The organism is Streptomyces sp. NPDC096339 (assembly GCF_044762985.1).
Lineage (GTDB): Bacteria > Actinomycetota > Actinomycetes > Streptomycetales > Streptomycetaceae > Streptomyces.
In genome coordinates, this window is record NZ_JBIWFI010000047.1 from 1 (window position 1) to 25,209 (window position 25,209).

Annotated in this window: 25 protein-coding genes and 1 pseudogene; 8 read left to right on the forward strand and 18 right to left on the reverse strand. The window is 72.5% G+C overall.

Features of this window, described 5'->3' with window-relative positions; all coding sequences use genetic code 11:
• From ACIQ5Y_RS36105 to ACIQ5Y_RS36155, 11 genes and pseudogenes are all read right to left on the reverse strand, one after another.
• A pseudogene (locus ACIQ5Y_RS36105) lies at nucleotides 1-266 on the reverse strand (sulfate ABC transporter substrate-binding protein); the annotation flags it as partial.
• A 215-nt stretch (nucleotides 267-481) separates the two neighbouring features.
• The gene (locus ACIQ5Y_RS36110; RefSeq protein ID WP_403890521.1) at nucleotides 482-1,831 is read right to left on the reverse strand and encodes a sulfate adenylyltransferase subunit 1; all 1,350 of its coding nucleotides are present in this window, start codon (nucleotides 1,829-1,831) and stop codon (nucleotides 482-484) included.
• 2 nt (nucleotides 1,832-1,833) lie between these two features.
• Nucleotides 1,834-2,775 carry a sulfate adenylyltransferase subunit CysD gene (gene cysD, locus ACIQ5Y_RS36115; RefSeq protein WP_403890524.1) on the reverse strand — a complete coding sequence of 314 codons (942 nt, stop codon included), beginning with the start codon at nucleotides 2,773-2,775 and terminating at the stop codon, nucleotides 1,834-1,836.
• Nucleotides 2,772-3,317, reverse strand: coding sequence for an adenylyl-sulfate kinase (cysC, locus tag ACIQ5Y_RS36120; protein WP_403890527.1), 546 nt, complete (start codon nucleotides 3,315-3,317; stop codon nucleotides 2,772-2,774). Before cysC ends, cysD begins: the two co-directional genes overlap by 4 nt.
• Nucleotides 3,318-3,352: 35 nt before the next feature.
• On the reverse strand, nucleotides 3,353-4,066 hold the full coding sequence (locus ACIQ5Y_RS36125) for a phosphoadenylyl-sulfate reductase (protein ID WP_403890530.1): 714 nt from the start codon (nucleotides 4,064-4,066) through the stop codon (nucleotides 3,353-3,355).
• On the reverse strand, nucleotides 4,063-4,242 hold the full coding sequence (locus ACIQ5Y_RS36130; protein ID WP_007267254.1) for a hypothetical protein: 180 nt from the start codon (nucleotides 4,240-4,242) through the stop codon (nucleotides 4,063-4,065). Before ACIQ5Y_RS36130 ends, ACIQ5Y_RS36125 begins: the two co-directional genes overlap by 4 nt.
• Entirely contained in the window at nucleotides 4,239-5,948 is a 1,710-nt protein-coding gene (locus tag ACIQ5Y_RS36135) for a nitrite/sulfite reductase (protein ID WP_403890534.1), read from the reverse strand. Before ACIQ5Y_RS36135 ends, ACIQ5Y_RS36130 begins: the two co-directional genes overlap by 4 nt.
• 238 nt (nucleotides 5,949-6,186) lie before the next feature.
• On the reverse strand, nucleotides 6,187-6,270 hold the full coding sequence (locus tag ACIQ5Y_RS36140) for a putative leader peptide (protein ID WP_310942095.1): 84 nt from the start codon (nucleotides 6,268-6,270) through the stop codon (nucleotides 6,187-6,189).
• 395 nt (nucleotides 6,271-6,665) lie between these two features.
• A complete protein-coding gene (locus ACIQ5Y_RS36145) occupies nucleotides 6,666-7,235 on the reverse strand; it encodes a GNAT family N-acetyltransferase (RefSeq protein WP_403890537.1) in 570 nt (189 codons plus the stop codon).
• Nucleotides 7,236-7,248: 13 nt separating this feature from the next.
• Nucleotides 7,249-8,529, reverse strand: a complete 1,281-nt coding sequence (locus ACIQ5Y_RS36150) for a GAF domain-containing protein (protein WP_403890661.1) — start codon at nucleotides 8,527-8,529, stop codon at nucleotides 7,249-7,251.
• Nucleotides 8,530-8,885: 356 nt separating this feature from the next.
• Nucleotides 8,886-10,541 carry an acyl-CoA dehydrogenase family protein gene (locus ACIQ5Y_RS36155; RefSeq protein ID WP_403890540.1) on the reverse strand — a complete coding sequence of 552 codons (1,656 nt, stop codon included), beginning with the start codon at nucleotides 10,539-10,541 and terminating at the stop codon, nucleotides 8,886-8,888.
• A gap of 17 nt (nucleotides 10,542-10,558) precedes the next feature.
• On the opposite strand from ACIQ5Y_RS36155, the gene ACIQ5Y_RS36160 reads away from it, so the two are divergent.
• Complete coding sequence (locus ACIQ5Y_RS36160; RefSeq protein ID WP_385121227.1) at nucleotides 10,559-11,686, forward strand: YihY/virulence factor BrkB family protein; 1,128 nt, start codon at nucleotides 10,559-10,561, stop codon at nucleotides 11,684-11,686.
• Nucleotides 11,687-11,714: 28 nt separating this feature from the next.
• Complete coding sequence (locus ACIQ5Y_RS36165; protein WP_403890544.1) at nucleotides 11,715-12,446, forward strand: helix-turn-helix domain-containing protein; 732 nt, start codon at nucleotides 11,715-11,717, stop codon at nucleotides 12,444-12,446.
• Here the strand turns inward: ACIQ5Y_RS36165 and ACIQ5Y_RS36170 are convergent.
• Nucleotides 12,380-12,778 carry a VOC family protein gene (locus ACIQ5Y_RS36170; protein WP_403890547.1) on the reverse strand — a complete coding sequence of 133 codons (399 nt, stop codon included), beginning with the start codon at nucleotides 12,776-12,778 and terminating at the stop codon, nucleotides 12,380-12,382. The genes ACIQ5Y_RS36165 and ACIQ5Y_RS36170 overlap by 67 nt on opposite strands.
• Nucleotides 12,779-13,092: 314 nt before the next feature.
• Here ACIQ5Y_RS36170 and ACIQ5Y_RS36175 point away from each other — a divergent pair, with 314 nt between their 5' ends.
• Nucleotides 13,093-14,310: a cytochrome P450 gene (locus tag ACIQ5Y_RS36175; protein WP_403890550.1), complete on the forward strand. Its 1,218-nt coding sequence runs from the start codon at nucleotides 13,093-13,095 to the stop codon at nucleotides 14,308-14,310.
• Here the strand turns inward: ACIQ5Y_RS36175 and ACIQ5Y_RS36180 are convergent.
• A complete protein-coding gene (locus ACIQ5Y_RS36180) occupies nucleotides 14,307-14,741 on the reverse strand; it encodes a hypothetical protein (RefSeq protein ID WP_403890553.1) in 435 nt (144 codons plus the stop codon). The two genes, ACIQ5Y_RS36175 and ACIQ5Y_RS36180, sit on opposite strands and share 4 nt — an antisense overlap.
• 181 nt (nucleotides 14,742-14,922) lie before the next feature.
• On the opposite strand from ACIQ5Y_RS36180, the gene ACIQ5Y_RS36185 reads away from it, so the two are divergent.
• The 3 genes from ACIQ5Y_RS36185 to ACIQ5Y_RS36195 are packed head-to-tail and all read left to right on the forward strand — an operon-like array spanning nucleotide 14,923 to nucleotide 17,641.
• Nucleotides 14,923-16,164: a histidine kinase gene (locus ACIQ5Y_RS36185; protein ID WP_403890556.1), complete on the forward strand. Its 1,242-nt coding sequence runs from the start codon at nucleotides 14,923-14,925 to the stop codon at nucleotides 16,162-16,164.
• On the forward strand, nucleotides 16,152-16,808 hold the full coding sequence (locus ACIQ5Y_RS36190; RefSeq protein ID WP_403890559.1) for a response regulator: 657 nt from the start codon (nucleotides 16,152-16,154) through the stop codon (nucleotides 16,806-16,808). The genes ACIQ5Y_RS36185 and ACIQ5Y_RS36190 overlap by 13 nt, the downstream gene beginning before the upstream one ends.
• The gene (locus ACIQ5Y_RS36195; protein WP_403890562.1) at nucleotides 16,805-17,641 is read left to right on the forward strand and encodes a hypothetical protein; all 837 of its coding nucleotides are present in this window, start codon (nucleotides 16,805-16,807) and stop codon (nucleotides 17,639-17,641) included. The genes ACIQ5Y_RS36190 and ACIQ5Y_RS36195 overlap by 4 nt, the downstream gene beginning before the upstream one ends.
• Nucleotides 17,642-17,645: 4 nt before the next feature.
• Here ACIQ5Y_RS36195 and ACIQ5Y_RS36200 read toward each other — a convergent pair whose 3' ends face one another.
• A complete protein-coding gene (locus ACIQ5Y_RS36200) occupies nucleotides 17,646-18,407 on the reverse strand; it encodes a TetR family transcriptional regulator (protein ID WP_403890565.1) in 762 nt (253 codons plus the stop codon).
• 111 nt (nucleotides 18,408-18,518) lie between these two features.
• Between ACIQ5Y_RS36200 and ACIQ5Y_RS36205 the strand changes: the two genes are divergently transcribed.
• Nucleotides 18,519-19,682, forward strand: a complete 1,164-nt coding sequence (locus ACIQ5Y_RS36205; RefSeq protein ID WP_403890569.1) for an FAD-dependent monooxygenase — start codon at nucleotides 18,519-18,521, stop codon at nucleotides 19,680-19,682.
• Between the two features lie 88 nt (nucleotides 19,683-19,770).
• Here the strand turns inward: ACIQ5Y_RS36205 and ACIQ5Y_RS36210 are convergent, their stop codons facing one another.
• The 4 genes from ACIQ5Y_RS36210 to ACIQ5Y_RS36225 are packed head-to-tail and all read right to left on the reverse strand — an operon-like array spanning nucleotide 19,771 to nucleotide 23,567.
• Complete coding sequence (locus tag ACIQ5Y_RS36210; protein ID WP_403890572.1) at nucleotides 19,771-20,373, reverse strand: GTP-binding protein; 603 nt, start codon at nucleotides 20,371-20,373, stop codon at nucleotides 19,771-19,773.
• On the reverse strand, nucleotides 20,357-20,698 hold the full coding sequence (locus tag ACIQ5Y_RS36215; RefSeq protein ID WP_403890575.1) for a DUF742 domain-containing protein: 342 nt from the start codon (nucleotides 20,696-20,698) through the stop codon (nucleotides 20,357-20,359). The genes ACIQ5Y_RS36210 and ACIQ5Y_RS36215 overlap by 17 nt, the downstream gene beginning before the upstream one ends.
• Nucleotides 20,695-21,120 (reverse strand): roadblock/LC7 domain-containing protein, encoded by a 426-nt coding sequence (locus ACIQ5Y_RS36220; protein WP_403890578.1) that lies wholly within the window; start codon nucleotides 21,118-21,120, stop codon nucleotides 20,695-20,697. Before ACIQ5Y_RS36220 ends, ACIQ5Y_RS36215 begins: the two co-directional genes overlap by 4 nt.
• Nucleotides 21,117-23,567, reverse strand: coding sequence for a nitrate- and nitrite sensing domain-containing protein (locus ACIQ5Y_RS36225; protein WP_403890581.1), 2,451 nt, complete (start codon nucleotides 23,565-23,567; stop codon nucleotides 21,117-21,119). The genes ACIQ5Y_RS36220 and ACIQ5Y_RS36225 overlap by 4 nt, the downstream gene beginning before the upstream one ends.
• A 482-nt stretch (nucleotides 23,568-24,049) precedes the next feature.
• On the opposite strand from ACIQ5Y_RS36225, the gene rsgA reads away from it, so the two are divergent.
• Entirely contained in the window at nucleotides 24,050-25,165 is a 1,116-nt protein-coding gene (gene rsgA, locus ACIQ5Y_RS36230; protein ID WP_403890584.1) for a ribosome small subunit-dependent GTPase A, read from the forward strand.
• Nucleotides 25,166-25,209 lie beyond the last annotated feature (44 nt).

Consider the following 25,209-nt stretch of genomic DNA (forward strand, 5'->3'; position numbering starts at 1 on the left):
TTGATCGTGGTGCCGCCCAGTTCCTTCTGGATCAGACCCTCCTGCAGACCGACCAGCGCGGTCGCGTGCGTCAGGTTCGGGAAGTACCCGATCCGGACCTCGGAGGCCGACAGCTTCTTGCCGCCGGTCGCGGCCGCGTTCGTCTGCTTGTCCACGGCCTGGGACCCGTAGCCGCAGGAGGCGAGGACGCCGATCAGCAGCGGCAGGGCGGCAGCGGCGGCGACGCCGCGGCGCAGGGTCTTGCTGGTGTTGCGGATGGCAGGCACGGGAGGACTTCCTCTCGTGACGTGGTCAACTCATGACGCACGTCTTCGTTCATGGAGCAAAGGCGGGTACGGCTGGTGGGGGGTGAGGGCGCGCATGCGGTGCACGTACGTCATCGCGCACATCGCGCCACCCCTCCCTGGCCGCTGCCGAGGGCGCCGCTGCCTACGCGGCCGCCCTCCTTGGCGAAGGTGGAATACAGATCGGCGAGCATGATCTAGAAGTCCCAGCCTTCTTCGTCCGCCTCGGCGGCCTGGTCGCCGGCCTGGGCCTTGGAGGCGAAGGACTCGCCCGCCATGCCCGCCGCCAGAGTGGTGCCGTCGGCCGGGTCGATCAGCAGGAAGGACCCGGTGCGGCGCGAGTCGGCGTACGCGTCGAGCGCGAGCGGCTCGGCGGTGCGGACGACGACGCGGCCGATGTCGTTGGCCACCAGCTGCCCGGGGTTCGGGTGCTGGGACAGGTCGTCCAGGGTCAGCCGCGAGGGGATCTCCTTGACGATGGCCTTGACCGTACGGGTCGTGTGCTTGATCAGCACGCGCGCACCCACGGCCAGCGGCTGGTCCGCCACGTGGCAGACCGTCGCCTCGACGTCCTGCGTGGTGGCCGGGGCGCTCGCGGACGGCGCGATCAGGTCGCCGCGCGAGATGTCGATGTCGTCCGCCAGACGCAGCGTCACCGACTGCGGGGCCCAGGCGATGTCGACGCTCTCGCCGAGCGCGTCGATGCCCACGACGGTGCTCGTACGGCCCGAGGGCAGCACGGTCACGGCCTCGCCGACGCGCAGCACGCCGGAGGCGATCTGGCCCGCGTAGCCGCGGTAGTCGGGGTGCTCGGCGGACTGCGGACGGATCACGTACTGCACCGGGAAACGCGCCGGGCAGGCGGTGAGGTCATGGCTGACGGGCACGGTCTCCAGGTGCTCCAGCACCGTCGGGCCGCCGTACCAGTCCATGTTCGCGGACGGGTCCACCACGTTGTCACCGGCCAGGGCCGAGATCGGGATCGCGGTGATCTCCGGGACGCCCAGGTCCGAGGCGTACGCCGTGAACTCCTCGGCGATGGCCGCGAAGACCGACTCCTGGTAGCCGACGAGGTCCATCTTGTTGACGGCCAGGACCACGTGCGGGACGCGCAGCAGCGCCGCGACGGCGGCGTGCCGGCGGGTCTGCTCGATCACGCCGTTGCGGGCGTCGACCAGGACCACGGCCAGGTCGGCGGTGGAGGCGCCGGTGACCATGTTCCGGGTGTACTGCACGTGCCCCGGGGTGTCCGCGAGGATGAACCGGCGGCGCGCGGTGGCGAAGTAGCGGTACGCGACGTCGATGGTGATGCCCTGCTCACGCTCGGCCCGCAGGCCGTCGGTGAGCAGCGCCAGGTCGGGCGCTTCCTGGCCGCGGGCCTGGGAGACCGCCTCGACGGCCTCCATCTGGTCGGTCAGGACCGACTTGGAGTCGTGCAGCAGGCGGCCCACCAGGGTGGACTTGCCGTCGTCGACGGAACCGGCGGTCGCGAAGCGCAGCAGGGTGGTCGCCGAGACGTCGGCGAACTGCTCGGTGGTGCTGGTCATGTCTAGAAGTACCCTTCGCGCTTGCGGTCTTCCATCGCGGCCTCGGACATCTTGTCGTCGGCGCGGGTCGCGCCCCGCTCGGTGAGGCGGGAGACGGCGATTTCGGCGATCACGGCGTCCAGCGTGGCGGCGTCGGAGTCGACGGCGCCGGTGCAGGACATGTCACCGACGGTGCGGTAGCGGATGAGACGCGTCTCGGGCGTCTCGTCCTCCTTCGGGCCGCCCCACTCGCCGGCGGTCAGCCACATGCCGTTGCGCAGGAAGACCTCGCGCTCGTGGGCGAAGTAGATCTCGGGCAGTTCGATGCCCTCGCGGGCGATGTACTGCCAGACGTCCAGCTCGGTCCAGTTCGAGAGCGGGAAGACGCGCACGTGCTCGCCGGGAGCGTGGCGGCCGTTGTAGAGCTGCCACAGCTCGGGGCGCTGGCGGCGCGGGTCCCACTGGGAGAACTCGTCGCGCAGGGAGAAGACGCGCTCCTTGGCGCGGGCCTTCTCCTCGTCGCGGCGGCCGCCGCCGAAGACGGCGTCGAACTTCAGCTGCTGGATCGCCTCGGTCAGCGGGACGGTCTGCAGCGGGTTGCGGGTGCCGTCCGGACGCTCGCGCAGCTTGCCCGCGTCGATGTAGTCCTGGACGGACGCCACGTGCAGGCGCAGGCCGTGCTGGGCGACCGTGCGGTCGCGGTACTCGATGACCTCGGGGAAGTTGTGCCCGGTGTCGACGTGGAGCAGCGCGAAGGGCACCGGCGCGGGCGCGAACGCCTTGAGCGCCAGGTGCAGCATGACGATGGAGTCCTTGCCGCCGGAGAAAAGGATCACCGGCTTCTCGAACTCGCCCGCCACCTCGCGGAAGATGTGCACGGCCTCGGACTCGAGGGCGTCGAGGTGCGACAGCGCGTAGGGCGCGTCGGCGTCGGACTCGGCGTGCACGTGTGCGGCGGTGGTCATGCCAGACCCCTCTCGGTGAGCAGCGCGTGCAGGGCGGAAGCCGACTCCTGCACGGTCTGCGTGTGCGACTCGATACGGAGGTCCGGGGAAGCCGGAGCCTCGTACGGGTCGTCGACCCCGGTCAGACCGGAGATCTCGCCCGCCGCCTGCTTGGCGTACAGGCCCTTCACGTCACGCTCGGAGCACACCTCGACCGGGGTGGCCACGTGCACTTCGAGGTAGTTCGTCCCGGCACCCGCGTGGCGCCCCCGGACGGCCTCACGGCTGTCGGCGAACGGCGCGATCACCGGTACCAGCGCCTTGACGCCGTTGCTCGCGAGCAGCTCGGCGACGAAGCCGATCCGCTGCACGTTGGTGTGCCGGTCCTCGCGGCTGAAGCCCAGTCCGGCGGAGAGGAACTCGCGGATCTCGTCACCGTCGAGCACCTCCACGCGGTGGCCCTCGGCGCGCAGCCGCTCGGCCAGCGCGTAGGCGATGGTGGTCTTGCCCGCGCTCGGCAGCCCGGTCAGCCACACGGTGGCGCCCTGGTCGCTCACGCTCATCTGCTTTGTCTCCGTAAGTTCTTCGCTGGTCGTCATCAGCCGTGCAGTCCGCACTCGGTCTTGCCCCGCCCGGCCCAGCGGCCGGCGCGCGCGTCCTCGCCCTCCGCCACGCGGCGGGTGCAGGGAGCGCAGCCGACGGAGGCGTAACCGTCCATCAGCAGCGGGTTGGTGAGCACGCCGTGCTCGGCGACGTACGCGTCCACGTCGTCCTGGGTCCAGCGGGCGATCGGCGAGATCTTGACCTTCTGCCGCTTCTCGTCCCAGCCGACCACCGGGGTGTTCGCCCGGGTCGGGGACTCGTCGCGGCGCAGGCCCGTCGCCCACGCGGTGTACACGGTCAGGCCCTCTTCGAGCGGCTTGACCTTGCGCAGAGCGCAGCACAGGTCGGGGTCGCGGTCGTGCAGCTTCGGGCCGTACTCCGCGTCCTGCTCGGCGACCGTCTGGCGCGGGGTGAGGGTGATGACGTTGACGTCCATCACGGCCTCGACCGCGTCGCGGGTGCCGATGGTCTCCTCGAAGTGGTAGCCGGTGTCGAGGAAGACCACGTCCACGCCGGGCATCGCCCGGGAGGCCAGGTGGGCGACGACCGCGTCCTCCATGGAGGAGGTCACCGCGAACTTCTTGCCGAAGGTCTCGGCCGCCCAGGTGAGGATCTCCAGCGCGGAGGCGTCCTCCAGGTCCCGGCCCGCCTGCTCGGCCAGTGCCTTCAGATCGCCCGTCTTGAGATCGGCGTCTTGAGCCGTGGTCATATCTCGTCCCCTCCAGCGGTGTCGGACTGAACACCCCGGGCCAGCAGCCCGAGGTACTTCAGCTGGAAGGCTCGGTTGCAGGCCCTGCATTCCCAGGCGCCGTGGCCCGTCTCGTTCGGAAACAGGTCCTCGTCGCCGCAGTACGGGCAGTAGAACGGTGCGGCGCGCTCGCTCACGAGAGGTCCTCGTCCTTCGCGCGGGTCACCCAGGCGGCGAAGCGCTCGCCGTCCTCACGCTGCTCCTCGAAGCGCGTGACGACCCGCTCGACGTAGTCCGGCAGACCGGCCGAGGTGACCTTGAGGCCACGGACCTTGCGGCCGAAACCGGCCTCCAGGCCGAGGGCGCCGCCCAGGTGGACCTGGTAGCCCTCCACCTGGTTGCCGTCGTCGTCCAGGACCAGCTGGCCCTTGAGACCGATGTCCGCCACCTGGATACGGGCGCAGGCGTTCGGGCAGCCGTTGATGTTGATGGTGAGCGGCTCGGCGAAGTCCGGCAGGCGGCGCTCCAGCTCATCGATCAGCGAGGCGCCACGGCCCTTGGTCTCGACGATGGCCAGCTTGCAGAACTCGATGCCGGTGCAGGCCATCGTGCCGCGGCGGAACGGGGACGGCTTGACCCGCAGGTCCAGCGCCTCCAGCGCCTCGACGACCGAGTCGACCTTGTCGGCCTCGACGTCGAGGACGATCATCTTCTGCTCGGCGGTGGTGCGCAGGCGGCCGGAGCCGTGCTGCTCCGCGATGTCCGCGATCTTGGTCAGGGTGGCGCCGTCGACGCGGCCGACGCGGGGCGCGAAGCCGACGTAGAACTTGCCGTCGTTCTGCTGGTGCACGCCGACGTGGTCGCGCCACTGGCCGCTGGGCTGCTCGGGCGCGGGGCCGTCGGTCAGCTTGCGCTTGAGGTACTCGTCCTCCAGGACCTGGCGGAACTTGGCCGGGCCCCAGTCGGCGACGAGGAACTTCAGGCGGGCGCGGGTGCGCAGGCGCCGGTAGCCGTAGTCGCGGAAGATCGAGATGACGCCCTCGTACACGTCCGGGACCTCGTCGAGCGAGACCCAGGTGCCGAGGCGCACGCCCAGCTTGGGGTTGGTGGAGAGACCGCCGCCGACCCAGACGTCGAAGCCGGGGCCGTGCTCGGGGTGGTTCACGCCCACGAACGCGATGTCGTTGATCTCGTGCGCCACGTCGAGCAGCGGCGAGCCGGAGACCGCGGACTTGAACTTGCGGGGCAGGTTCGAGAAGTCCTTGTTGCCGACGATGCGGCGGTAGATCTCGTCGATGGCGGGGGTGCCGTCGATGATCTCGTCCTGGGCGATGCCGGCCACGGGCGAACCGAGGATGACGCGGGGCGTGTCACCGCAGGCCTCGGTGGTGGACAGGCCGACGGCCTCCAGGCGGCGCCAGATCTCCGGGACGTCCTCGATCCGGATCCAGTGGTACTGCACGTTCTGGCGGTCGGTGAGGTCGGCGGTACCGCGCGCGAACTCCTCCGAGATCTCGCCGATGACGCGGAGCTGCTCGGTGGTCAGCCGGCCGCCGTCGATGCGGACGCGCAGCATGAAGTACTTGTCGTCCAGCTCCTCCGGCTCCAGGATCGCGGTCTTGCCGCCGTCGATCCCGGGCTTGCGCTGGGTGTAGAGGCCCCACCAGCGCATACGGCCGCGCAGGTCGTTGGGGTCGATCGAGTCGAAGCCGGCCTTGGAGTAGATGTTCTCGATGCGCGTCCGCACATTGAGACCGTCGTCGTCCTTCTTGAACTGCTCGTTGCCGTTGAGGGGGGTGTGGTGTCCGACGGCCCACTGGCCCTCACCGCGGTGACGACCGGTCTTGCGGCGCGCGGCGGCTGCGGGAGCTGCGGCTGCGGGCGTTTCGGGGGTGGCGGCCATGGCGGTACGTCCTTCTTCGGCGGCTCAGGGCGGAGGGCAGTCAGAGCAGGGGGTAGTGGTGGAGAGGCCCGGCACAGACACTGACGACGCTGAGCGGGTGCGGCTGATCGCGGCGCCTTCGCCGGGGTTGCCGGCGGACAGGGCGGGGCGGTGTTCGGCCTTCAGGGGGCGGCGATGATCGACACTTCCACGGCGACGATGCCGGGATTGTGGCGATGTGCGGCGGTTGCTGGTTCCGTCAGCACGCCGGACAGATGGCGCTGGACATGCGGCCGAGGTCGACGTGCCGCCGACTCACCAAGGCAATTCCAGCTCCATTCATGACGGAAGCGTGTCATGGGGCGATTGGAGGAGTCCACTAGTGTCCATTATTCGGACGAACTCGTCCCGGATCGTGGGACGAGTGACGGGGGTCACTCCCCGAGGCGCTCCTGGTCGCGGAAAGGCGCCGGCCGGAAAAGCCGAACGAAAGGAATCCGCCCCAGGCTCCCTCATGGCTCAGGACACGGCAACGGCAGTGGTCGAGCTCACAAGGGAGACGCCGTGGCGCAGGAGGTGCGGATCCCCGTACCGCCGGCCCTCGGGACGGCGGTACTCCAGCTGATCGGCGAGGCGATACGGCTCGCCGCCGCCCGCAGGCCTTCCCGGCCCCGCCGATCTCAGCCGCGCCTTGCCGACCAAGGTCCGGCCGAGTCCCCGGGGGGGGTGCCGACAGTCCTAGACCCCCGCGCCCGGCCACGGGCCGGGGGTCTGGGTGGGCGCCTTCTCGGAGGTTTCCGTACGGAAGACCTTGAAGCCGCGGCGCTGGTAGTTGTCCATCGCCGTCGGGCCGTCCTCGCTGCAGGTGTGGAGCCAGACCCGGCGCGTCGGCTCGCGGTCCGGCCAGCGGGACGCGAGGTCCCACGCCCGGGCGACACCCACCGTCAGCAGGTGCCCGCCTATCCGGCGGCCCCGGAAGTCGGGGAGCAGCCCGAAGTACACGATCTCCACCACCCCGTCCTCCTGCGGGTCGAGCTCCACGTACCCGGCCGGTGTGCCGCGGTCGTACGCCACCCAGGTCTCCACCCCCGGCCGCCCGAGGTGCTCCACCCACTGCGCTCGGGTCAGGCCCAGCCGGTCCGTCCAGTGGATGTCGCCGCCCACGGAGGCGTAGAGGAAGCGGCTGAACTCCGGGGAGGGGACTTCCGACCGTGAGACGGTGATCTCGGAACCCGGGACGGAAGCCGCGACCAGATCGTCCGGCGAGTTCATTTCGAGGGACCAGGTGGTGAGGGTGACGGTGCTCATGCACCTCAGGGAATCACATCCCCCAACCGTCGACGGAGGGTCCTTCGGCCCCCTTCCGCCCCAACCGGGCGCGGATCACCGACGGCGCCGTCGAGTGAGGGAGCAGGGCGGCGGGGTCCTGCGGACGGATCAGCTCCACCTCCACGTCCTGGGCGAAGCGGTACGGCCGGTGGGTCAGCACGCCCGCGAGGTGGCGACGTACGCGCGACATCTCCGCCCGTACCGTCACCGTACGGGTCGGATCCCCGAACAGCTCCGCGGCGAGCTCCGCCGCCGAGCGCCCGCGCTCCTCCTCCGCCAGCAGGAACAGCAGCTCCGCGTGGCGCGGGCTCAGCTCCTGCGCCCAGCTCCCGGCGGCCCCGTACACCGTCGCCGAGCAGGCTCCCGCGCGGCTGAGGTCGAGGACGACCCGGGTGACGGCCGTGCCCGTACGGTCCTCGGCGATCCGCAGCAGCCAGCCGCCCGGCAGCGGCTCCACCGTGCAGTCGCCGAGCTGCGGCACCCACACCCGGCCCGGCCCGAAGCCCTTCGGCAGCGGGATCCGCTCCGCGGGCACGATGCCGGTGACGGCGGCCGTCCAGCCGTTCGGGTCGAGGGCCAGCGCCCGCCCCGGCAGCCGTGCCAGCAGCGGGGCGGCCACCGCCCGCAGCCGCTCCAGCGACTCCAGGTGGCGCACCCGAAGCTCCCGCTCCGCGAGCCGGGCCACCGAGCTCACCCACGCCAGGGTCGCCGGGTGCATGGTGGCCAGCGGCCCGCTGACGTCGACCACGCCCAGCAGCCGCCCGTCGCGCGGGTCCCGTACGGGCGCGCCCGCGCAGGTCCAGTCGTGGTGGCTGGAGACGAAGTGCTCCGCCGAGAACACCTGGACCGGCCGCCGGGCCACGAGCGCCGTGCCCACCCCGTTGGTGCCGACCACGGCCTCGTCCCAGTCGGCCCCCACCGCGAAGCCGAGCCGGTCGGCCTTGCGCAGGATGGAGGAGTGGCCCTCCCGCCACAGCAGCCGCCCGTCCGCGTCGGCGACGACCATGATGTGCAGGGCCTCGTCCAGGGCCGGCAGCAGGCCCTCCCGGAGCACCGGCAGGATCTCCCGCAGCGGCGAGCCGTGCCGCCGCTCCTCGGTCTCGGCCGCCGAGAGCATCCGCGAGCGCGCGTCCCGGTCCGGGTGCACCCCGCCGGCCATCATCCGGCGCCAGGACTCCGCGATCTCCGGTCTCGGCGGGGCCGGCGGCCGGGCCCCGGCCAGCGCGGCCTCCCGCACCCCCTTGAGCAGACGTGCGGCCTCCCGCGCGTCCATGGCCGAGATGCGCGCCGCGTCGACCGCGCCGCCCGTGGTGTGCACCACCGGAACCTCCCCGTCGAACAGGTCGAACCGAGCGAGCCGCCCGCGGTCCTCGGCCGCCGCTTCCCCCGGCACCCGAAGGGCGACTGTCGCACCAAGGGTTGCAACCCCATGCAACTCTCGCCAAGTCCCGTTCGACCGACCGAAACTGTCCGGACGCCGCCAGACGGCGTGACAGCTCCTCCTCGGGGCTCTCCCGGACCAGAGGCGGTGCCGAGTCGGCGCGGCGCCACCTCTGGTCCCGGTCAACGGGCCCGGATCCCGGCTCGGAACGGTTTGGGGACCGTACGCGGGAGCCCGGCGGCTCCCTCCTAGCCCGCGATCCGCGCCCGTTCCACCACCGCGCCGAGGTCGAGGCTGTGCGGCAGCGTGCCGAAGGCCGCGCCCCAGTCGCCGCCCAGCCGGGAGGCGCAGAAGGCGTCCGCCACCGCGGGCGGAGCCCACCTCACCAGCAGCGACCCCTGGAGCACGAGCGCCATGCGCTCCACGACCCGGCGGGCCCGGGCCTCGATGCCCTCCAGGTCGGCGAGCTCCGTGAGGAGGTCCTTGATGGCCGAATCCAGCCGGTGGTCGGCGCCCCGGGCCAGGCCGACCTCCTGGAGGAAGGCGCCGAGGGCCTGCGGCTCGCGCTGGAGGGCGCGGAGTACGTCGAGGGCCTGGACGTTGCCCGAGCCCTCCCAGATGGAGTTCAGCGGGGACTCCCGCAGCAGCCGCGGGAGCCCGGACTCCTCGACGTAGCCGTTGCCGCCCAGACACTCCAGGGCCTCCGCCACCATCGGCGTACAGCGCTTGGTCACCCAGTACTTCGCGACGGGCACCGCGAGGCGCAGGAAGGCCTTCTCCTGCTCGGTACCGGCGTCGTAGGCGGCCGCGAGGCGCAGGGTGAGGGTGGTCGCCGCCTCCGACTCCAGAGCCAGGTCCGCCAGTACGTTGCGCATCAGCGGCTGCTTGATGAGCGGTGCTCCGAAAGCAGAGCGGTGCTCCGAATGGTGAACGGCCTGTGTCAGTGCCTGCCGCATCAGCGAGGCCGAACCGATCACACAGTCCAGCCGGGTCGCCGCGACCATCTCGATGATGGTCCGCACCCCCCGGCCCTCCTCGCCCACGCGCCGCGCCCAGGTCCCGTCGAACTCCACCTCGCTCGACGCGTTCGACTTGTTGCCCAGCTTGTCCTTCAGCCGCTGGATCGCGAACACGTTGCGCGTGCCGTCCGGCAGCACCCGCGGCACCAGGAAGCAGGTCAGGCTGTCCTTTCCGGAGGGGGATGCCTGCGCCAGTACGAGGAAGCCGTCGCTCATCGGCGCCGAGCAGAACCACTTGTGCCCGGTCAGCAGGTACTCGCCCGACGCGTCCAGGGCCTTCGCCGTCGTCGTGTTCGCCCGTACGTCGCTGCCGCCCTGCTTCTCCGTCATCCCCATGCCGAAGAGCACCCCGCCCTTCTCCGCGGCCGGCCGCAGCCCCTCCTCGTACACGTGCGAGGTCAGCCGGGGCTCCCACTCGGCGGCGAGCTCCGGGTCGGTCCGCAGCGCCGGAACGGCGGCGTGCGTCATCGAGACCGGGCAGCCGTGCCCCGCCTCGGCCTGCGACCAGACGAAGAACCCGGCGGCGCGCCGCAGATGCCCGGCCGGGCGCCCCCAGGCGTCGGTGAGCCCGGAGGTCACGGCGTGCCCGAGCAGCCGGTGCCAGGCCGGGTGGAACTCCACCTCGTCGATCCGGTTGCCGTACCGGTCGTGCGTGCGCAGCTTCGGAGGGTTCTCGTTCGCCTGCGCACCCCACTCCTGGGCCTGCGCCGAGCCGGCGGCCCGCCCGAGCGTCGTGAGCTCCTCCCTTACCTCGCCGAGGAGTTCGGGCTCCGCGGAGGCGAGGTGGCGCTCGACGCCCTCGGTGAGCGCCCGGTCGCCCCCGTAGACGTCGTGGCCCACGAGGGGCGGGGCCTGGTTCGTGACTGTGTGGGTGGTGGCTGCCATGCGGATACCGTAAGGACGTGCAGCCAGCAAAAGAAAGCTTCGAGCGGATCCCGGGACGCCCGGGACGGCTCCACCGGGCCCGCGCCCTCTACCGCAACGTGTCGAAGCGGAAGATGGGCTGGCTGCTGCTGAAGGACACCGTCAATTCGTGCATCGAGTACCGGATCCTCGGGCTCGCGGCCGAGGCGGCCTTCTTCACCCTCCTCTCGCTGCCGCCGCTCTTCCTCGGCCTGCTGGGCCTGCTCGGCTACGTGGACGGCTGGACGAACACCCAGTCGGTGCAGAGCATCGAGGAGAACATCCTGAACGCGGTCGGCACCGTCCTCTCCGACCGGGGCGTCAACGAGATCGCGAGACCGATGCTGGACGACGTCACCAGGAGCGGCCGACCGGACCTCATCTCCCTCGGCTTCGCCATCGCCCTGTGGTCGGGCTCGCGCGCGGTGAACGTCTTCATCGACACCATCACCGTCATGTACGGCCTCGACGGGCAGCGCGGCATCGTCAAGACCAGGCTGCTGGCCTTCCTGCTGTACGTGGTCGCGCTGCTGATCGGGGCCATCGTGCTGCCCCTGATGGTGGTCGGGCCCGACGCGGTGGTGCGGCTGGTGCCCTGGGGCACGGACGTGATCGCGATCCTGTACTGGCCGACCGTCACCCTGCTGTCCATCGTCTTCCTGACGACCCTCTACCACGTGTCGGTGCCGGTGCGCTCGCCGTGGATCGAGGACGTGCCGGGCGCGCTGGTCGCCCTGGCGATGTGGGTGCTGGGCTCGTTCCTGCTGCGGATCTACCTCACGAACACGGTGGAGGGCCCCACGATCTACGGCTCCCTGGCCGCCCCCGTGGCGGTGCTGCTGTGGATCGGCATCTCGGCCTTCGCGGTGCTGGTGGGCGCCGCGGTGAACGCCGCCATCGACCGGGTCTGGCCCTCGGTGGCGACGGCGGCGGCGCGCGAGGCGAACGAGCGGGCCCGGGAAGCGGAAGCCGCCCAGCTGATCGCGCGGGCCGCCGCGTGGCGGGCCCTGGCCGAGGGCGAATCGGAGGACGACGAGGACGGCGGCGCCATGCCGTCGGAGTTCCCCGAGCGCTGGTCGAAGTTCCTGCCGCCGGAGGACTACTCCTCGCGCCTGCGCAAGCACTGAGCCGCCGGCCCGGAGGGATGCTGGAGGGGTGTACGAGGAAGCGCCGTCGCAGGCCGTTCCCGGCGCCGTGCTGTGGCGGGCCGCGGGAGGGGGCGGCGTCGTGCTGCCCGACGGGTGCATGGACCTGCTCTGGGTGGACGGGCGGCTGCTGGTCGCCGGGCCCGACACCGGGCCGCACCCCGCCGGGGAGGTCCCGGGGCGCGCCTTCGCCGGGATCCGGCTCGCGCCCGGCACCGCGCCCGCGCTGCTCGGCGTACCGGCGCACGTGCTGCGGGACCGGCGCGTGGAGCTCGCCGACCTGTGGCCGGGGCGGGAGGCGCGGCGCCTCACGGGCCTGGTGGCGGGGTACGGGGACCCGTGCGCGGGACTCGAAGCGGTGGCCGCCGGCCGCGCGGCCGGGGCCGGGGCGCCCGACGGCTTCGCCGCGGAGGTGACGGCCAGGCTCCGCGCGGGGGAGACGGTGGCCGGGATCGCGGCCGCGCTCGGCCTTGGGGAGCGGCGGCTGCACCGGCGCTCCCTCGACGCCTTCGGGTACGGGCCCCGCACCCTCGGCCGGATCCTGCGGCTGCGGCGCGCCCTGGCGCTGGCCCGCTCGGGAATGGCGTACGCCGAGGTCGCGTACGCCACCGGCTACGCCGACCAGGCGCACCTCGCCCGGGAGGTGCGCGCGCTGGCCGGGACCACGCTGAGCGCCTACGCGGGACCGGCCGGCGCGAAGAGGGAGACCCCGCAACCGTCCGGGTCGAGGACCACGGCGTAGCGCTGGCCCCAGAAGGCGTCCCAGGGCTTCAGGTGCCCGGTGTACCCGGCGCCGGTCAACTCGGCGTACACCGCGTCCACCTCGGCGGGGGAGTCGCACAGGAAAGCCAGTCCGACCCGCCCGTCGCCCTCCGGCCGGGTCCACGACGGGTCGAAGGAGCGGATGGTCGCCTCCGTGTCCCAGCCGATCCGCAGCCCGCCGGGACCCGCGGCCTCGACGTGCGGCTGCCCGTCGGCATCGGCGGGGATCTCCAGTCCGAGGCGGCGGTAGAAGGCGAGCGAGGCGGCCATGTCGGAGACGACGATGCCGATCATGTCGAGTCGAGGAGTCATGCGGCCAGGCTAGGCACGGCCCGGCGGGGGCGTCTTGAACGAATCGGACACCGCGTGCGGGCCGCGCGGGGCCCGGTCGTGCGGACCACCGCGACCGGACGGGATCCGGTGCCCGCACTCGCACGGGGATTGACGGACCGTCAGTTCGACCCGCAGGTTGTACCGGGAAGCCGATGCGAGTCCGGGAGGACCCGTGGGCGGCACGTCCGCCCGGACGGTCGGGTTCGCCGAAGACGACCCGGCACCCGCCCCCACGGCATCCCCGACGCGGTCGTCGCGGAGGCCCCCGGAGCCCTACCGAAGGGACGCACGGAATGATCCCCACCGGCGAAGTCGACCTGCTCGAGGACACCTGGTCGCGCGAGGTCCCGCACGAGCAGTTCACCCGGCTGCGCCGGGAGGACCCCGTGCACTGGCACGAGATCCCCGGCCGCCACGAGGGCTTCTACGCCGTCACCCGGCACGCCGACGTCAAGGCGGTCAGCCGCGACCCGGAGCTCTGGTCCACGGAACTGGGCTCCTTCATGGTCCGCGACCAGAGCCCCGAATCCCTGGAGTCCCTGCGCCTGGTCCTCCTCGGCATGGACGCCCCCCGCCACTCCCGCTACCGCGCGCTGGTCAGCGCGGGTTTCACACCCCGGGTCGTGCGCCGGCTCGCAGCCCGCATCGGCGAACGGGCGGCCGCGCTGGTGGAGACGGCCGTCACCCCCGGCCGGGACATGGACTTCGTGGACGAGGTGGCGGCGTGGCTGCCGATCCAGACGATCTGCGAGATGGTCGGCGTACCGCCCGGCGACGAACGCCTGATCTTCGACTGGAGCAACCGGATGGCCGGCGGCCAGGACCCGGAACTCTCGGCGGGCAAGCACGACAGCGACCTCGCCGCCGCCGAGATCTACGCCTACTGCGACGCCCTGACCGCGCAGCGGCGGGCGCACCCGCGCGAGGACATCCTCTCGACCCTGGTCCATGCCGAGGTGGACGGCGACCGGCTCACGCAGCACGAGATCAACATGTTCTTCGTGCTGCTCTGCGTCGCGGGCAACGAGACCACCCGCAACCTGCTGTCCCACACCGTGCTGGCCCTCGCCGGACACCCCTCCGCCCGCGCCGAGCTCGCAGCGTCCCCACAGGACGAGGCGCTGTGGAACTCGGCCACCGAGGAGTTCCTCCGGTGGGGCGGATCGATCCACAACTTCCGGCGCACCGCCACCCGCGACACCGTCCTGCGCGGCCGCCCCATCGCCGCCGGTCAGAAGGTGGTCACCTACTACACCTCCGCCAACCGGGACGAGGACGTCTTCGAGGCCCCCTTCACCTTCGACATCCGCCGCACCCCGAACGAGCACCTCGCCTTCGGCGGCGGAGGCCCCCACTTCTGCCTCGGCGCGGGCCTGGCCCGTACGCAGATCAAGGCGCTCATCCGCGAACTGCTGCGGCGCCACCCGGACTTCGGCCTGGCCGGTGAGGTGCGCCGACTGCGCTCGGACTTCATCAACGGCATCAAGTACCTGCCGGTGCGGTTCGGTTAGCCGCGGGGCGCCCGGCGCGCGGCCACCACGGCGCACGCCGCCGCCAGCGGGAGTTCCGCTCCCACCGCGAGCAGTAAGGCCATCCCCTGCTCGGCGGTCCCGGCCGAGGTCGTCACGTCGAACCAGGCGTCCATCACCAGCAGCGCGGCCGTCGCGGCGGCCACCGGCGACGCCCGGGGGTCGCGCCTGCGCAGCAGGGTCCCGGTGCCGGTCAGCCCGGCGGCCAGCATCAGGTCCAGGCCGATCCACGCCGTGGACCAGTTGGAGACCTCCGTGGTCTGCGGCAGGGTCTTCGCCAGGACGAGCATCCACGGCACCAGCGCCACCCCCGCCCCGGTGAGCACCGTGGCGAGCCGGGGGGCGCGCCGGAGGTCGGGGAACGGCCGGGTGTCGAGCTGCCGGGTGCGGAACTGCGGGGCGACGATCGCCATGGCTTCGGGGTCTCCTCACGGTGGCCCGGCGGTCCGTCCCCCGGGCATGCCACCAGCCTCGTCCGCCGGGCCGCCGAGAGCAGTAGCCCCACCGTCCGAACCGGGGGTGGTGCCAGGTACACCCCTGCCCTGGTGCCGGCGTGATGGCACCCCTCCGACCAGTGCGATTACCGTACGGGGCATGGCACTTCGCGGCGCGCTGAGGCGTACGTACACCTGGACCGCGGCGCACGCACCGTGGTCGGCGTGGGCCCGGCGCAACACCGCCTTCAGCGCGGCCGCGATCCCGGTGGCGCTGCCCGCCCTCCTCGCCATTGCCTACGCGGTCCTGCCGCCCGGCCACAGCCCCGTCGCGGTGCTCCTGCTGTTCGCCCTCAGTCCGCTGCTCACCACCCTCCAGCGCAGCCGCTTCTGGGCCCTGCTCGGCCTCGACGTGCCCGCGGTCGTACGAGAGGAGCGCTGGTGGACTCCGCGCGGACTCCTCGAACGGGTGCGCTCCGAGGCGACCTGGCGGCAGTACGGCTACCACCTCGTCGTCAGCCCGTTCATCGCCGCGGCCGGGGTGCTGGTGGTGCTCGCCTGGGGCGCCGGGGGTGCGGGCGCCACCGTGTACGCGTGGGAGTGGGTCCTGCCGAGCCCGGTCCTCGACCCCGACCTGGCCACCACGGCCGGAGTCCTCCTCCTGCTCTGCGCGCCCTGGCTCGCCGCGCTCTCGACCCGCGTCGACGCGTTCGCGGCTGCGGCCCTCCTCGGCCCCAACCGCTCCCGCGAGCTGGAGCGCCGCGTCGAGGACCTCGCCGAGAGCCGGGCGGGCGTCCTCGACGCGGCCGACCTCGAACGCCGCCGCATCGAACGGGACCTGCACGACGGGGCCCAGCAGCGCCTCGTCGCGCTCGCCATGAACCTCGGCATCGCCCGCGCCACCCTCACCGACCTGCCGCCCGAGGCCAGGGCCGTCATCGACGAGGCCCACCGCGAGGCGAAGGAGGCCATCGAGGAGCTGAGCAACCTGGTACGGGGCCTGCATCCGGCCGTACTGGAGGACCGCGGGCTCGACGCGGCGCTCTCCGGGATCGCGGCCCGGGCCCCGTTCCCCGTCGAGCTGACCGTGGACCTGGGCACCCGGCCGGGGCCCACCGTGGAGGCCGTCGCCTACTTCGTGGTGTCCGAAGCCCTGGCCAACGTCTCCAAACACGCCCGCGCCGGCCACTGTTCGGTACGCGTCGAGCGCGTCGGGGGCCGTACCGGCGAGCGACTGCGCGTCACCGTCACCGACGACGGGGTCGGCGGAGCCGATCCGGCGCGGGGCACCGGCCTGGTGGGTCTGCGCAAGCGCGTAGGGTCGGTCGACGGAACCATCAAGATCACCAGTCCCATCGGGGGACCGACCGACATCACCGTGGAGCTGCCGTGCGCGCCGTGATCGCCGAGGACTCCGTCCTGCTGCGCGTGGGACTCGTCAAAGTCCTCGACATGGCCGGATTCGAGGTGGCCGCCGAGACCGGCGACGCCGAGGCGCTGCTCGCCGCCGTCGAGGAGCACCGACCCGGGCTCGCCCTCCTCGACGTGCGGATGCCACCCGGCTTCACCGACGAGGGGGTGCGTGCGGCCCTGGTGATCCGCCGGCAGTACCCCGACACGGCGGTGCTGCTGCTCTCCCAGTTCGTGGAGGAACGCTACGCCGCCGATCTGCTGTCCAGCCCCAGCGGCGCCGGCATCGGCTACCTGCTCAAGCAACGCGTCGCCGACGTGGAAGAGTTCGTCGACGCACTGCGCCGCGTCGCCTCCGGCGGCACCGCACTCGACCCCCAGGTCGTCTCCCAGCTCCTGCTGCGCCGCGGCGGCGGCCCGGACCCCCTGGAGCGGCTCACCCCGCGCGAGCGGGAGGTGCTGGCCCTGATGGCCGAGGGTCGCTCCAACGCGGGCATCGCCGCCGAACTCGTCGTCAGCGAGAGCGCGGTGGCCAAACACATCAACAGCATCTTCACCAAGCTCGACCTGCCGCAGGCCGACGGCGACCACCGCCGGGTCCTCGCGGTCCTGCGCTTCCTGGACGGCACACCGTGACGGCCGCCGAAGCGCCGCAGGCCGCCGCGCCGCAGGCCGGCCGGCAGCAGCGCAGGCGCCACCGGACCTGGATCGCCGTGGCGCTCCTCGGGGCGCTCCTCGTCCTGCTGCCGGCCGCCTGGCAGGCCTTGCCGCACGGGGCCGTGCGGCACGGACTACTCGCGGGAGGCGATGACGGCCGCCCGGTGAGCGCGCTGGAGATCGTGGGCGGCGACGCGGACATCACCGTCACCCCGCGCGGGGACCAGCAGGTCGGCTACCGGGCCGAGGTCAGCTGGTCGCTCGCGGCGCCCTCCGTCGAGACCAGCCGGCTCGGCGACTCCCTGCGGCTGACCCCGCGCTGCCCCGGCGGCGACTCCTGGCGGCCCGCTGCGCCCGGCTGCTCGGTCAAGCTGGCGGTGACCGTGCCCGCCGGGATCCCCGTGAAGGTGACGGTCCGCTCGGGCCGGGTGTCCCTGGCCGGCCTCGGCGGCACCGTCGACGCGGAGGTCGACTCCGGCCGGGTGGAGATCAGCGGCCTGCGCGGAGCCCTGCGAGCGAAGGTCGACTCCGGCCGCCTGAACGCCACCGACCTCAGCTCCCCCCAGATCGACGTCCGGGTCGGCTCCGGCAACGCCGCGGTGTCCTTCATCGCCCCGCCGGAGCAGGTCGTCGGGAGGGTCGGCTCCGGCCGGCTGGCCCTCTTCGTACCCGTGGCCACCACGTTCCGCACCACCTGCGAGGCCGGGAGCGGCCGCTGCGAGGTCCCGGACGGCCTGCGCGACGAGACCGCGCCGCGGACGCTGGACATGGAGGCGGGCTCGGGCCGCGCGCAGGCCCTGTACGGGCCGTGACCGCTCACGGCGCCGGAGGCGCGGCGGGCGGCAGGTGCCGGTAGACCGTGGCCCGGGAGACGCCCAGGGCGGCGGCGATCAGGGTGGCGCTGCTCCCGGCGGCGTGCATGCGGCAGGCGGTTTCGATCATGGCCGTGCTCATGGCGGCGGGCCGTCCCCGACGACTCCGGGGCGGCGGGGGCTCGGCGGCCCGCTCGGCGGCCGGCTCGGCCGTACCGTCCAGGAGGCGGTGTACGCCGTCCAGCACGGCCGCCCGCAGCGCCTCGACCGGGGCGTCCGCGAACAGCACCACCGGGTCCGACAGCATCGCCACCGCCTGCGCGGCCCGCACCCGCTCGGCCAGACCGGGCTCGGCCCCGGCCACCAGGGCATTGGCCCGCAGCATGGCGTCGCGGAAGCGGGCGAAGGCGGGCCCGGGGGTGGCCAGGGCCATGTCCTGGAGGTTCAGCCGGATCAGGTAGCGGTGCTCCAGCCAGACGTCGAGCATCCCCTCGATGGCCGCCCAGCGCGCCCGGCCGGGCCCGGCGGCGGCGGCGTTCGCCATCGCCGCCGCGAGGTCGCACAGCATCGGCTCCACGAGCGCGCCCAGGATGTCGGCCTTGCCGGGGAAGTGGTAGAGCACCGCGGCCTTGGTGACACCCACCCGCTCCGCGATCTCCCGCAGCGAGGTCTCGTGGAAGCCGCGGGCGCCGAACAGCTCCATCGAGGCACTCAGGATCCGCTGACGCGTCCGCGACGTCTCATTGATCGGTGTCTCGTAATCCATCTCGAAATTGCCTCTCTCGGCGCGCATCACACTGAACAACCTATCTTCTTGCCGGACTTGCGGACAGATGTCTACAGTCGTGACTGACCGCCGGTAAGCATGGAGGATGTCGTGGACGACAGGACCGTACTGATCTCCGGAGCCGGGATCGCCGGCCCCACGCTCGCCTACTGGCTGGCCCGGCACGGCTTCCGGCCGACCGTGGTGGAACTGGCGACGGGCGTCCGCTCCAGCGGCAGCCCCGTGGACGTCCGCGGGCCGGCGGTGGAGGTCGCCGAACGGATGGGCATCGCCGAGCGCCTGCGCGAGGCGGGCACGGACGTGACGGACCTCTGGTTCGTGGACGGCGGGGGCCGGCGCACGGGCGGGCTCTCCCTGAGCGCGGTCCCCGGTGCGGCCGCGGGCGCCCGCGACATCGAGATCGGCCGCGGCGACCTCGCCACGGCCCTCCATCAACTGGCCTCGGAGGAGGCCGAGTTCATCTTCGGCGACTCCATCACCGGCATCGAGCAGGACGAGCACGGGGTCGACGTCACCTTCCGGCACGCACCACCGCGCCGTTTCGGCCTCGTCATCGGCGCGGACGGCCAACACTCCGCCGTCCGCAGGCGGGTCTTCGGCCCCGAGCGCCGCTTCGTCACCCACGCCGGCCTCTACGTCGCCACCCTGCCCCTCGGCGCGCCCGCCCCCCGGCCCCGTACGGTCGTCGCCCACAACACCCCCGGCCGGATGGCCGCCGTACACCCCCGCCGCGGCGACTCCCTCGCCTTCTTCGCCTACCGGGCCGTCCCCGTACCGGACTTCGACCACCGCGACACCGCCGCCCACAAGCGGCTGCTCCTGGACGCGTACGAAGGGGGCGGCTGGCGGATCCCCGAACTGCTGGACCGCGTACGGGCCACGGAGGAGCTGTACTTCGACGCCGTCAGCCGGGTGCGCATGGACCGCTGGTCGCACGGCCGCACCGCGCTGCTCGGGGACGCCGCGTCGTCGGTGTCCCTGTTCGGGGACGGCAGCACCCTGGCCATGGCCGGCGCGTACACCCTGGCCGCGGAGCTGGCGGCGAGCCCCGAGGACCACGCGTCCGCCTTCCGGCGCTACGAGCGGCGCCACCGCGGCCTGGTGGAACCCAAGCAGCGCGGGGTGGGGCGGGCCGCCGCGATGCTGGTGCCGGCGACGCGCGGAGGGATCGTCGCGCGGGACCTGGCGAGCCGCGCGTGGTCGGCCGGGGCCGCCCTGTGGAAGCGGCCCGGAAAGGAACGGGCGACGGCGTGAGGGACCTCGTCGTCATGACCGTGGACGCGGCCATGCCGGCCCGGGGTCGTCTCCCGGGCCCGCATGGCCGCACCGGTGGTGTCGCCGCTCAGCGGGCGAGCTCCCACGACCTGCGCGCGGTGCCCGCCGAATGCCGCTGCACGACGAGGTCCATCAGGGCGACCAGGACCTCCTGGACCGAGTCGCGGTTCCGGGCGTCCAGGGTGAGCACCGGCACCTCGTCGCCGAGGCCGAGGGCCTCGCGCACCTCTTCCAGGTCGAAGTGGACCGCGCCGTCGAAGTGGTTGACGGCCAGCACGAACGGCGTGCCGCGCTCCTCGAAGAAGTCGAGCGCGGGGAAGGAATCCTCGATACGGCGGGTGTCGGCGATGACGATCGTGCCCAGGGCACCCTCGACGAGGTCGTCCCAAAGGAAGGAGAAGCGGTCCTGCCCGGGTGTGCCGAAGAGGTACAGCACGATCGACGCGTCGAGGGTGATCCGCCCGAAGTCGAGGGCGACCGTCGTCGTGGTCTTGTTCTCCACCCCGACGAGGGAGTCGACACCCACGGACACCTGGGTGATCGCGGCTTCCGTGTCCAGCGGCTCGATCTCCGAGATCGCGCCGATGAACGTGGTCTTCCCGACGCCGAGTCCGCCGCTGACGACGATCTTCACGGCGAGGGGCACAACCTTGTCAGAGCGACCGAACATGGTTCCTGATCCTCTCCAGGACATGGAGCGGTAGCTCCTTGGGTTGTTGGCAGGACAGCAGCCCACCGACCACCAGGTCGGCGATGAGCACCTTCGCCACGCCCAGCGGTACGCCGATCCGGGTGGCCACCTCGGCCACCGTCGTCGGCTCGGTGCACAGCACCACGATCCGTCGGCGCTCGAACTCCAGGGTCTCCGTCCGCGCACCGGGCGCGGCGACGACGAGCGTCTCCAGCCGCAGCCCGTCGTGCATCGGCTCCACCCTGCCGCCGGTCATGATGAACGGCCGTACGAAGAGCGCGTCGTCGTCGGCTTCCTCGTTCATCGAGGCAGGCCCTGGCGCAGGTCGGCGATGAGGGCCGGGTTGAGCAGGTCGCCGGCGCGCTCGGCGAGCACGGCCATCTCGTAGCCGACGAGGCCGAGTTCACCGCTGCTGTCGGCGAGCACGCCGAGGCAGCTGCCGTCGCGGATCGCCGAGACGAGCAGGAAGCCCCGCCCCATCTCGATCATGATGAGCTTGAACCGGTCGAAGTCGTAGCGTCGGGAGGCGCTGCGCGCGAGGCTCGAAAGTCCCGAGACGACCGCCGAGAGATGGTCGGCGTCCGTGCGGCCCAGGCCGTCGGAGACGGCGATGAGGAGGCCGTCGGACGAGACCGCCACCGCGTCGCGGACCCCGTCCGTCTTGCGGACGAAGTTCGCCAGCAGCCAGTTGAAGGTCTGCGTGTCGTTGTGCAGGTCGACGGTCACTTCTGATCACCCTTCCCGGCGCGCTGCTGCGGCTTCCGCGCGGTCTGCTTCTCCTTCTCGACGCTGATCGCGCCCCGCATGTGGGCGCTGCGGAGCGTCGAGAGCATCCCGGACACCTGGTCGGGCGTGCGGTCCGGGGTCGGCTCGGACTCCTGCTGCCAGCGTGGCTGTGCCGTCTCGCTGACGGCGGACGGGATGGTGCTGCGTTTGGGCCGTTTGACGAGGCCGTTGCGGGTGCGCGCGGCGCACGCGCCGCCGGGGGCGCCCCCGGCGGCAGGAGCGGCCGGGACGTCCCGGACCGGGGCGGCGACGGACCCTCCCGGGGCCGGTGCCGCCGCGGCGTCGTCCGCGGAGCCGGCAACGCGCCGGTCGACCTCCGGTGCGGCGAGGGGGGCGGAGCGGGGCGCGGGCAGGGGTACGGCTCGGGCCGGCGCGTCCGACACGGGGGCACCGGCCTCCTTCCTGCCCTTCTCCTTCGGGTCCGGCTGCGGGGCGGCGGGCGACGCCGGTTCCGTCAACAGGCCGTGGGGCAGGAGCACGCGGGCCACGGTTCCGGCCGCGGGCGCCTCGCCGAGCCGGACCTCGATGCCGCACTTGCGGGCGAGAGCGCCCACGACGAAGTGACCGAGGAAGCGGGTCGGCTCGGCCATGAAGGTGGCGGACCCGGAGAGCCGGACGTTGGCCTCGGCGATGGCGCGGGGCTCCATGCCCGTGCCGTGGTCGACGATGGCCACCAGGTAGCCGGCGCTGGTGCGGCGGCCCTCGATCTCGACGTCGGTCACCGGCGGCGAGTAGCTGAGCGCGTTCTCCACGAGCTCGGCGAGCAGGTGGGCGACCTCGGCGACCACGCTGCCGCTGATGTGGGCGGCGTCCACCCGGCGCAGCGTCACCCGCCGGTACTCCTCGACCTCGGACAGCGCGGCACGGATGACGTCGGTGACCGACAGGGGCGTGGACCACGGACGCGGGCTGGCCTCGCCGGCGAGGATGAGCAGGCTCTCCGCGTTGCGGCGCATCCGGGTGGCGAGCTGGTCGAGTTCGAAGAGGTTGCCCAGGGTGGCCGGGTCGGCGTCCTCGTGCTCCAGCTTGTTGATGAAGCTGATCTGGCGTCGTACGAGGTTCTGGTTGCGGCGGCCGAGGTTGACCAGTGACTCCGTGGCGTTGTGGCGCAGCACGGCCTGCTCGGTCGCGAGGTCGTAGGCCGCCTGCTGCAATTGTTCGAAGGCCTCGGCGACCAAGGCGATCTCGGTGCCGGTGTCCGGCGGCAGATGCAGCGAGGCGAGCGGTTCCGGCCGACGCCCGGAGGAAGCCTGTACGCGTGCGACGGCGGCGGGCAAGCGGTTCTCGGCGATGTCGCGCGCCTGGCGGGTGAGGTCGGCGAGCGGCCGGGACACGGCGCGGGCGCAGCCGACGGCAAGGCCGCCGAGGAGGGCGATCGAGCCGAGGGCGAGCAGCGCGAAGAGCGCGAGGGAGTGGGTGGCGTCCCGCTCCGTGCTGTCGGCGCGGGCCTGGATGTCGGCGCTGAGCGCGTTCTGCACGCTGCGCATGCCGTCGATCGTGGCAGTCGAGGCGTCCCACCACGCCGCGGGCGTGATCTTTTCCGCCGGCAGCAGGCCGACGCCGTCGGCGACGGTCTTCTCCAGCGCGAGGAAGCGGAGTGCCTGAGGCGTGCGCAGCGCCTCGTCGAGGCGGCGCTTCTCCTCGGGGGTGGCCCACTGGGGGTAGACCAGCAGTTCGTCGAGGCGGGCGGCGCGGGCGGCCAGGAAGCCGGGGTAGGCGTCGCCGCGGAAGCGGCCCGCGGGCGCCGATCCGAGGACGATCGCCTGCTCCTCGCCGGTGTACTCCTTGGTGAGGCCGAGGATCTGGAGTGCTTGGAAGGCGGAGCGGAGCTTGTCGTCGTGAACCTCGTGGAGCCCGAGTCCGAGCTGGTTGAGGGAGGTGATGGCGGTGGTGAAGTAGTCGATGGTCCGGTCGGCGTCGGCGGTGCCCCGATCGGCGGAGTCGCGCAGGGCCGCCAGCCCGTCGAGTTGCTTCAGCGCCGTGCGCACGGACGCGGCGGAGGCGCTGTCGCCGTCGAGCCGGTGGGTGGTGAGGCTGCGCCGGGCGGCGTCGGTGGCGGCGCGCTGGGCCGGCAGCATGGCGCGGAAGCGGTCGATGCCGACGGCGCGTCCGACGGTGAGGCCGCGTTCCTTCTGGAGTTCGTGGACGAAGTTCTGTACTTCGATGGCGAGTTCGGCGTTCGACGCGGTCCTGGCCGCGTTGCGGTAGTCGCCCACCTCCTGGGCGGCCGATAGCCCGAGCAGGGTCAGCAGCAGGGCGACGGCCACCACGAGGATGCGGACCAGTTTGGCGCGGATCGCCCGTGGGGCGACCGTCGTCGAGAGGGCGGCCCGTAAACGGCCGGACCTTAAACGGCCGGGCCGTGTGGACGGGTTGTCTGTGTCCATGGTTGAACTTTCGGAAGGGAATGGATCTGACGCTGGATCAGTCCAGCGTCAATTCCAACGATGCGCGGGACGCCCGGTCACGTGATGATGTGGTTGTGGTATTGACGGCGGGGGTCGGTTGCCGGACGTTTCCGCAGGTCCGGGTGCGAGGACCGGGTCGGGCTCGACGGAAGGACGTGCGTCCACATGCCGAGATGGCGTCGGGTTCGTGCCCTGAACCACCTTCACGATAAATCGGTGGTGCCCCGCCCATGGGCCGGCCTAGGGTTCTGCTCATCCGCTCCGGAGCGAGCGGTGTCGGTTCGTACGCTGTTGGTTCGTGGAGAAGAAACAGGAGGTGAGGAAAGTGATGACTGTCATGGTGACGGGCGCTGCCCCCATTCAGGAGTTCATCGTTTCCACCCCTGTGGTCTCCGGCTGACACCCACTGGAACTTCCGCGCGCCGAGCGCGCCGCCGGGGCCACCCTTCGAAGGGTTCCCCTTGTTCAACGCTTCGCTCAACACGTCTTCCCCTTCCGGTGATCGGCACGTCCTCGCCGCCTACGGCTGGGACGAGGACTGGGCAGCCGAGTTCGCTCCGTACGCCGCGCAAGGTCTGCTTCCCGGCCGGGTCGTACGGGTCGACCGCGGCCAGTGCGACGTCATGACCGCGGACGGCGTCGTCCGCGCCGACACCGCCTTCGTCACCCCGCACGACCCGCTCCGGGTCATCTGCACCGGTGACTGGGCGGCGGTGGAGGCGGGCGGCAACCCGCGCTACGTGAAGGCGTACCTGCCGCGCCGGACCGCCTTCGTACGCTCCACCTCCTCGAAGCGGTCCGAGGGGCAGATCCTCGCCGCCAACGTCGACCACGCGATCATCGCCGTATCGCTGGCCGTGGAACTCGACCTCGGGCGCGTCGAGCGCTTCCTGGCACTGGCCTGGGAGTCGGGGGCGCAGCCGCTCGTCGTCCTCACCAAGGCGGACCTGGTCCCCGACCCGGTGACGCTCGGACACCTCGTCCAGGACGTGGAATCCACCGCGCCCGGGGTCCAGGTGTTGACGGTCTCCTCCTTGACGGGGGAGGGCATGGACGTCCTGGCCGCGGTCGTCGGCAGCGGCACGAGCGTGCTCCTGGGCATCTCGGGCGCCGGGAAGTCCACGCTGGCCAACGCGCTGCTCGGCGAGGAGGTCATGGAGGTCCAGGCGGCCCGCGAGGTCGACGGCAAGGGCCGCCACACGACGACCACCCGCAACCTGCTCGCCCTGCCGGGCGGCGGCGTACTGATCGACACCCCCGGACTGCGGGGCGTCGGGCTGTGGGACGCCGAGGCGGGGGTCGGTCAGGTCTTCTCGGAGATCGAGGAGTACGCGGCACGCTGCCGCTTCCAGGACTGCGCGCACGAGGCGGAGCCGGGGTGCGGGGTGCTGGCCGCGGTGGACGCGGGCGCGCTGTCGGAACGCCGGCTGGAGAGCTACCGCAAGCTGCTGCGGGAGAACCAGCGGATCGTGGCGAAGACGGACGCGCGGCTGCGGGCGGAGATCCGCCGTGACTGGCGCCTCAAGTCGGCGCAGGGCCGAGCGAACTACGCGGCGAAGCGGGGCGGGCGGGTCTAGCCCTCACGGGTGCGGGGTGCGGGGTGCCGGGTGCGGGGTGCCGG

What these genes read in the sequence shown, in the direction of transcription:
- ACIQ5Y_RS36110 (WP_403890521.1), bottom strand. Translation starts at nt 1,831, where the DNA reads ATGACCAGCACCACCGAGCAGTTCGCCGACGTCTCGGCGACCACCCTG.
- cysD (WP_403890524.1), bottom strand. Translation starts at nt 2,775, where the DNA reads ATGACCACCGCCGCACACGTGCACGCCGAGTCCGACGCCGACGCGCCC.
- cysC (WP_403890527.1), bottom strand. Translation starts at nt 3,317, where the DNA reads ATGAGCGTGAGCGACCAGGGCGCCACCGTGTGGCTGACCGGGCTGCCG.
- ACIQ5Y_RS36125 (WP_403890530.1), bottom strand. Translation starts at nt 4,066, where the DNA reads ATGACCACGGCTCAAGACGCCGATCTCAAGACGGGCGATCTGAAGGCA.
- ACIQ5Y_RS36135 (WP_403890534.1), bottom strand. Translation starts at nt 5,948, where the DNA reads ATGGCCGCCACCCCCGAAACGCCCGCAGCCGCAGCTCCCGCAGCCGCC.
- ACIQ5Y_RS36140 (WP_310942095.1), bottom strand. Translation starts at nt 6,270, where the DNA reads ATGAATGGAGCTGGAATTGCCTTGGTGAGTCGGCGGCACGTCGACCTC.
- ACIQ5Y_RS36145 (WP_403890537.1), bottom strand. Translation starts at nt 7,235, where the DNA reads ATGAGCACCGTCACCCTCACCACCTGGTCCCTCGAAATGAACTCGCCG.
- ACIQ5Y_RS36150 (WP_403890661.1), bottom strand. Translation starts at nt 8,529, where the DNA reads ATGGACGCGCGGGAGGCCGCACGTCTGCTCAAGGGGGTGCGGGAGGCC.
- ACIQ5Y_RS36155 (WP_403890540.1), bottom strand. Translation starts at nt 10,541, where the DNA reads ATGGCAGCCACCACCCACACAGTCACGAACCAGGCCCCGCCCCTCGTG.
- ACIQ5Y_RS36170 (WP_403890547.1), bottom strand. Translation starts at nt 12,778, where the DNA reads ATGACTCCTCGACTCGACATGATCGGCATCGTCGTCTCCGACATGGCC.
- ACIQ5Y_RS36175 (WP_403890550.1), top strand. Translation starts at nt 13,093, where the DNA reads ATGATCCCCACCGGCGAAGTCGACCTGCTCGAGGACACCTGGTCGCGC.
- ACIQ5Y_RS36180 (WP_403890553.1), bottom strand. Translation starts at nt 14,741, where the DNA reads ATGGCGATCGTCGCCCCGCAGTTCCGCACCCGGCAGCTCGACACCCGG.
- ACIQ5Y_RS36185 (WP_403890556.1), top strand. Translation starts at nt 14,923, where the DNA reads ATGGCACTTCGCGGCGCGCTGAGGCGTACGTACACCTGGACCGCGGCG.
- ACIQ5Y_RS36200 (WP_403890565.1), bottom strand. Translation starts at nt 18,407, where the DNA reads ATGGATTACGAGACACCGATCAATGAGACGTCGCGGACGCGTCAGCGG.
- ACIQ5Y_RS36210 (WP_403890572.1), bottom strand. Translation starts at nt 20,373, where the DNA reads ATGTTCGGTCGCTCTGACAAGGTTGTGCCCCTCGCCGTGAAGATCGTC.
- ACIQ5Y_RS36215 (WP_403890575.1), bottom strand. Translation starts at nt 20,698, where the DNA reads ATGAACGAGGAAGCCGACGACGACGCGCTCTTCGTACGGCCGTTCATC.
- ACIQ5Y_RS36225 (WP_403890581.1), bottom strand. Translation starts at nt 23,567, where the DNA reads ATGGACACAGACAACCCGTCCACACGGCCCGGCCGTTTAAGGTCCGGC.